Genomic DNA, 6,596 nt, shown 5'->3' with positions numbered 1-6,596 from the left:
GGCGGCATGTCTGGTATGTCCGGCATGGGCGGCATGGGCGGCATGTCTGGTATGTCCGGCATGGGCGGCATGGGCGGCATGTCTGGTATGTCCGGCATGGGCGGCATGGGCGGCATGTCCGGCATGCGCTAAGCGCCTGCGGGGTGTCCGGGGTTACCTCTCCCTGGCACCCGAAGGAACCGAGGCGGCCCGGCAACGGGCCGCCTCACCCTCCGAGACAAAAAATCCCTCGCTCTCGTTTATAATCAACCGGGGGGAAAGGCGGGGAGGAGATGAATCCGAAACATCCCTATTTCGGGGCGGTGGCGGTTGCCTTGGTGGCGTCGCTTCTGACCCTAGGCGGCATCGCGGTTTCCGGTACGGCGCAAGGCGCCGGGAAGGGCGATGCCAAGCCCGACTACCAGCGCGCGCGCTGGGATCCCATCCATTTCCAGCCTGCCATCGACAAGGCGACCGATGAGCAGTGCCTGGCCTGCCATAAGGAAATCCTGGAAGACAAGGTTCTGCCCGCCACGCCGGCCGGCCCGAAGACGGCCGCCGCCAAGGCTTGGTATCAGACTCTCGACACCTATCTCGGCGAACAGGACACCTTCCATCGCCGGCATATCGCGACCCCCTACGCCAAGGAGGTCATGGATCTCAAGTGCAATTTCTGCCATCGCGGCAACGACCCGCGTGAGGAGGCGCCGCCGGCCGACAAGACGACGGCTGCCGGCTTTACCCTGCGCAAGATGGTGGATACCTCCGAAACCTGCCTGATGTGCCACGGCCGTTTCGTCTTCGAGAACATGGAAGGCCTGGAAGGTCCCTGGCATCAGGTTCGCGCCAATCTGGAAAGCGACGATGCCCCCAACGGCTGCCTGACCTGCCATGCGGAACTGTTCCGTACCGTCCGGCATCAAGTCAGCTATCTGAAGGCGGGAGCCATCGAGGACTTGGCCAAGGACAATTCCGACGTCTGCTACGGCTGCCACGGCGGGCGGTCCTGGTACCGCATTTCCTACCCTTATCCGCGGCACCCCTGGCCCAACATGCCCGAGGGCACGCCCGAATGGGCGAAGGGACGTCCGGCCGAGTCCAATCCGCGCTACGCGATCGGAGAGAAGAAATGAGCAAGAAACAGGATCGGGTAAAACTGCCGGAAGCGCGCCTCAACGTTTCCCGCCGCAGTTTCCTGAAGGGCGCCGCCGCGGCGGGCTTGGCGGGAACGGCGGGCGGCGTGCAGCGCGTCGAGGCCTTCGCCTACGAACCCTACTGGACCGACGACCAATTGGTCACCGTGCCGACCAGCTGCGCTCACAACTGCGGTTCCCGGCACATGTTGATCGCCCATAAGAAGGGGGACGTCATCGTCCGTCTGTCGACCGACGACGGCACCTTCCAGGGCGACGCCTGGGGCACCGACACCTTCGAGATGCCCCAGTTGCGTGCCTGCTTGCGCGGCCGGTCCTACCGGCTGCGGCTCTATTCCCCGGAACGCCTGCTCCATCCCATGATCCGGGTGGGCGCGCGCGGCGAAGGCAAGTTCAAGCGCGCTTCCTGGGATGTGGCACTGGACTACGTTGCCGAGAAGATGGTCCACCTCAAGGAAAAGTACGGACCGACGGCGCTGCTTGACCAAAGCTATGCAGGCGCCTCTTACGGCGTGCTGCACAAGTCCGACCAGATCGAGGGCCTGCAGGCCCGCTTCCTGGGCTTGTTCGGCTGCCGCACCTCGTCCTGGTCGGTGCCATCCTATCAGGCGACGACCTTTTCCTCGCGCATGACCTTCGGCACCATCGAGGACGGTAACGAGGATGACACCTTCGCCCACACCAAGCTGATGATTATGTGGGGTTGGAACCCGGCCTATACCTTCCATGGCGGCAATACCTTCTACTACATGCGCATGGCCAAGCAGCAGGGATGCAAGTTCGTGTTGGTGGACCCGCAGTACACCGACTCGGCCAGCGCCTACGACGCTTGGTGGATTCCCATCCGTCCCAACACGGACGCGGCCATGATGGCCGGCATGGCGCATTACATCTTTACCAACAACCTGCAGGACCAAGCCTTCATCAACCGATTCGTGCAGGGCATGGACGACGGCACCATGCCGGGCTGGGCGAAGGGCCAGGAAAGCTTCAAGGATTATATCTTGGGGGCGCGCGACAAGCAGCCGAAGACGCCCGAATGGGCGGCGGAAGTCTGCGGGGTGCCCGCCGATACCATCAAGAAGCTGGCCCACATGTACGCCAGTACAAAGCCGGCGGCGCTAAAGGCTTCCTGGGGACCTGGACGCAATGCCCATGGCGAGCAATACAACCGCATGGCGGCAGCCCTACAGGCGATGACCGGCAACATCGGCAAGCTGGGCGGTTGCGCCGAAGGCGTCGGCAAGGCCTGGCATGCCGAGGGCGTGGCCTATCCCTACGACGAGTTTTCCAACATCTGGTACGCGTCGATCAAGTCGGACCGTTGGGCCCATATCGTTCTCAACTACCCCAACGTGAAGCGCGAGGAAGTCGGCCTCTGGCCGCGCGGGGATAAGCTGGACGGCGTGCCCCCCAACATCCGCGGCATCTTCTGGCAGGGATCGAACTGGTTCAACCAGCTCACCAACATCAACAAGGAAATCCAGGCCATAAAGAAACTGGACCTGGTGGTCTGCATGGATTCCACCATCACGCCGTCGGGGCTCTATGCCGACGTGCTGCTGCCGGTGGCCACCCATTTCGAGCGGCACGACGTGGCGCTGCCCTGGTACAAGGGGCACTACTACATCCACCGCCCGAAGGTCATCCAGCCGATGGGCGAGAGCAAGACCGACTTCCAGATCTATACCGAACTCGCCTACCGCCTGGGCTTCGGACCCAAGTACAACCCAAAGGCCAATCGCGACTACTTCCTCTACGACGACGCGGTGGACGAAGCCTACCTGAGCGAATGGTGGGTGAACCGGGTGATGCATCACCAGGGCGTTACCATGCCCTGGGAGGAATTCAAGCGGCGCGGCGTCTACAAGTTCAAGCTGGCCCGCCCGCACGTCGCCTTCCAGGACCAAGTCGAAAAAGGCATCCCCTTCCAGACGCCGTCGGGCAAGATCGAGATTTATTCCACTACCCTGGGCCAGATCACCGACTGGGCGAAGACCGCCTATGGCTCGCCCATCCCGGCGATTCCCAAGTGGATCGAACCCTTCGAGTATCTGGGCGACAAGGAAAAGGTGAAGAAGTTCCCCTATCACCTTATCACCCCCCATCCGCGCTGGCGGACGCACTCGATTTTCCACAACATCCCCTGGCTGCGCGAGACCTTCGACCAGGAGGTCACCCTCAACGCCGCCGACGCCGCCAAGCTGGGCGTCAAGACCGGGGATACGGTCGAGGTCTACAATGATCGGGGCAAGATCGTCGTGCCCGTCTACGTCACCGAACGCTGCATGCCTGGCGTCGCTGTGGTGCACGAAGGGGCTTGGCTGGACCTGGACGACAAGGGGGTGGACCGGAGCGGCAATCCGGACTTCCTGACCGCGGACGAACCCAGCCCGGCCGGCGCCTTCGCCTACAACACCATTCTTTGCAACATCCGCAAGACGGACCTGGAGCACCGCCCTGGCTGGGATCAGCTGGCGACGGCGCGCAGTTCCATCTTTCGGCGCGACATATAAGAAGGGGGAACAGCCATGGCCGAGAAAGACGCCAAGCTGAAGCTCCGCGAGCAGATCAAGCGCAACCGCGAGAAGCGTGCCCACTACGTTCCGGTGCAGCCGAAAATTCAGTTGGGCTTCGTTCACAACAACGTCGACTGCATCGGGTGCCGGGCTTGCGAGATCGCCTGCAAGGACAAGAACGGCCTGGCGACAGGCCCCCGGTTCCGGCGCGTTCAGTACATCGAGGGAGGGAAGTACCCGGACGTGTATGCCTATAAGGTCAACATGTCCTGCAACCACTGCGCCGAGCCCGCCTGCCTGCCGACCTGCCCCACCGGGGCGATCTTCAAGCGGCCGGACAACGGCATCGTGGATATCGACTCGACCCTTTGCATCGGCTGCCGCCGCTGCGAGGCGGCATGTCCCTTCGGGGCCCCCCAGTGGGACCCGGAGGCCAAGCTGGTCAAGAAGTGCAACATGTGCGTGGACGAAATCGCCTCGGGCCGCAAGCCCTATTGCGTCGCCGCCTGCATGATGCGAGTTCTTGACGTCGGACCGATCGAGCAGTTGCGGACCGGGGCCTGGGCGACCAAGGCCATCGGCCCCAAGGACAAGCCCGTGCGCCAGGTCAAGGGCATGGCCAATCCGGAACTGACCAATCCGTCCATCGTGTTCGTGGTCCATCCCAAGGGTAGGGTCGACGGTTGAAGAAGACGTTGAAGCCAAAGACAGGAATGGTCGGGCCCGCCGCTGGCGGGCCCGCCGATTTTTGGGCTGCGGTGGCCGACGATCTGGCATCCCTGGCGGTTCTGCATGATCGCGAGCCGGACGCCGCCTTGCTGGAAGCCCTGCGAGCCGTCGGGTTTCCCGGCAATCTGGGGCTGCGGCTGACCTCGGAAGCGGCGGAGACGGCCGGCCGGTTGCTGGGCGGGTTTTTCTCCGGCTTGGCCGATCCGGTGCCGGATTCCGTCATCGATGCCTTGGCCGTCGATTTCGCCGACATCTACCTGACCTACGGGCTTCGCGCCTCACCGGCGGAATCGGCATGGTTCGACGCCGACGGACTCGACCGGCAGGACAGCATGTTTGCCGTGCGGGCCTTCTACCGACGTCAGGGTCTGGTTCTCACCGACTCCCGGAAGCGCCCCGACGACCACATCGTCCACCAACTCCAGTTCCTCGGCAAGTTGGCGGAGAAGGGCGATTCCGATGCCGCTGCCGAGGCCGTGCGGTTCCTGGACGAGCACCCGCTGCGGTGGGTCGGCTTGTTCGCCGGCCGGGTGGCCAGCCGTGCGGCGACCCCCTATTTTGCCGGCTTGGCCCTGTTGACGGCGGCCTATGCAGTCGAACTCCGCGTTCTTCTTGGCCGTCTGTGCGGCGAGAAGGGAAAATCCGTTGCGAAGCGGCTTGCTGGCTTTGGGCTCCCACTCTCTGCCATTGGGGCAGGACAGCATGACTGACTTATTGACAGGGTTGTGGCGCCGTGGCGCTTAGCGAAGCTAGGGGTTGCCGGCTTCCTGGCCTTTCCCTGTTGGCACGGCCTTTGCCTATTAGTTGCGTGAACCGGGAGCCGGTCCGGAAGGAGACGAGGGGGGCCTCGTCGTCATGAGGGACCTGCCGGGGGGGCGCCGCCAAAGCCCCACAGAAGGCCTCTGGATGCCCTAGGGCGGAAGGAAGCCATCCGAGACGATCCGAAGTTCCCGAAGGCTCGGGGGTTCGACGGACCGTCCCTTCGGCCCCGTTCGCCGGTTCGGCAGGCGACTGCCGGTTTTGTCGGATATTTTCAACGGGAGGTGCCAATGCGCGGATTGATCACCGGACTGGCTGTGGCCGGTTTCGTCGGGTTTGCTGTCTCCGGCGCTGGCGCCCAGGGCATGGGCGGCATGTCGGGAATGTCCGGCATGGGTGGAATGGGTGGCATGTCCGGCATGCAGGGCCAACGTGGCATGGGCGGAATGTCGGGGATGTCTGGCATGGGCGGCATGTCCGGCATGGGCGGAATGTCGGGGATGTCCGGCATGGGCGGCATGTCGGGGATGTCCGGCATGGGCGGAATGGGCGGCATGTCGGGGATGTCCGGCATGGGCGGCATGGGCGGCATGTCGGGGATGTCCGGCATGGGCGGAATGGGCGGAATGGGCGGCATGTCGGGAATGTCCGGCATGGGCGGAATGCAGGGCATGCAGGGAATGTACGGCATGTCCGGAATGGGCGGCATGAGCGGGATGGCCGGCATGAGCGGGATGGCCGGGCATCATCAGGCGATGAAGGCCGATGTGCTCACCGCGCAGACCAATCTCAGCGAAATGGGCTACTTGAAGGGGGCCGTCGACGGCCGGATGGGACCGGCCACGCGCGCGGCCATCAAGGCCTTCCAGCGTGACGCCGGGATGACTCAGGACGGCCGGCTGTCGCCGGAGCTGTTCTCCATGATGAATGCGGCGCGGAACGGCCGGAAGTAGCAACGGAATTTCCAAGGGGGCTTATAGCCCCTCCCATCCCCCGACTGGGGCTGGTCCGGTTACGGTCCAGCCCCATTTTTTTGTTCCGGGAAAGGCCAAAAAAATGGGCAGGGGAGAAGGGCTTCCCTGCCCGGAGGAGGATGGATGCTGTTGGTTCGTCGCTTGAATCCTAGGGTTTGGCGGAGGAGGAGTGCCATCCCCGGATGTCGTATTTGCCGGGCATGCCCGGACGGGTAAAGGGATTGAACCAGAATTCCTGGTCCTTGAGGAAAGCCAGCGACGGGGGAATCGGTTCGACGATTCCCGTCAGGGCGGTCTTGAACCATTCCGGGCTCTTGTAGACCGCGGTGACGAACGGAACGCCGGCCGGCCGTTCGAAGGGCCGCACGCCGGCCAAGCCGCGCAGATCGGGATCGAGTTCCTGGGGAACGACCGGTGCGGTGGGCGCCGCCGGAGTCGCCGGGGCTGCCGCGGCGCCGGCCTTGGCCGCCGCCAGTTCCTCC

The 6,596-nt window shown here is 64.0% G+C and carries 6 protein-coding genes; 5 read left to right on the top strand and 1 reads right to left on the bottom strand.

Annotated features, from left to right (window positions below; translation table 11 throughout):
- Positions 1-272 precede the first annotated feature (272 nt).
- The 5 genes from H7841_17435 (at position 273) to H7841_17415 (ending at position 6,093) form a co-directional block, all read left to right on the top strand.
- Positions 273-1,112: a hypothetical protein gene (locus tag H7841_17435; protein ID MEO5338646.1), complete on the top strand. Its 840-nt coding sequence runs from the start codon at positions 273-275 to the stop codon at positions 1,110-1,112.
- Positions 1,109-3,649, top strand: coding sequence for a molybdopterin-dependent oxidoreductase (locus H7841_17430; protein ID MEO5338645.1), 2,541 nt, complete (start codon positions 1,109-1,111; stop codon positions 3,647-3,649). Before H7841_17435 ends, H7841_17430 begins: the two co-directional genes overlap by 4 nt.
- A 15-nt stretch (positions 3,650-3,664) precedes the next feature.
- Positions 3,665-4,339: a 4Fe-4S dicluster domain-containing protein gene (locus H7841_17425; protein MEO5338644.1), complete on the top strand. Its 675-nt coding sequence runs from the start codon at positions 3,665-3,667 to the stop codon at positions 4,337-4,339.
- Between the two features lie 26 nt (positions 4,340-4,365).
- Entirely contained in the window at positions 4,366-5,091 is a 726-nt protein-coding gene (locus H7841_17420; GenBank protein MEO5338643.1) for a molecular chaperone TorD family protein, read from the top strand.
- Between the two features lie 339 nt (positions 5,092-5,430).
- Entirely contained in the window at positions 5,431-6,093 is a 663-nt protein-coding gene (locus H7841_17415; GenBank protein ID MEO5338642.1) for a peptidoglycan-binding protein, read from the top strand.
- Between the two features lie 169 nt (positions 6,094-6,262).
- On the opposite strand, the gene H7841_17410 is transcribed toward H7841_17415, so the two are convergent.
- The coding region (locus tag H7841_17410) for a hypothetical protein (GenBank protein ID MEO5338641.1) at positions 6,263-6,596 on the bottom strand (334 nt) is incomplete at its 5' end.

The organism is Magnetospirillum sp. WYHS-4 (assembly GCA_039908345.1).
GTDB lineage: Bacteria > Pseudomonadota > Alphaproteobacteria > Rhodospirillales > GLO-3 > JAMOBD01.
The sequence above is the reverse complement of the archived record's forward strand: the minus strand, read 5'-3'. Positions and strand labels throughout refer to the sequence as shown.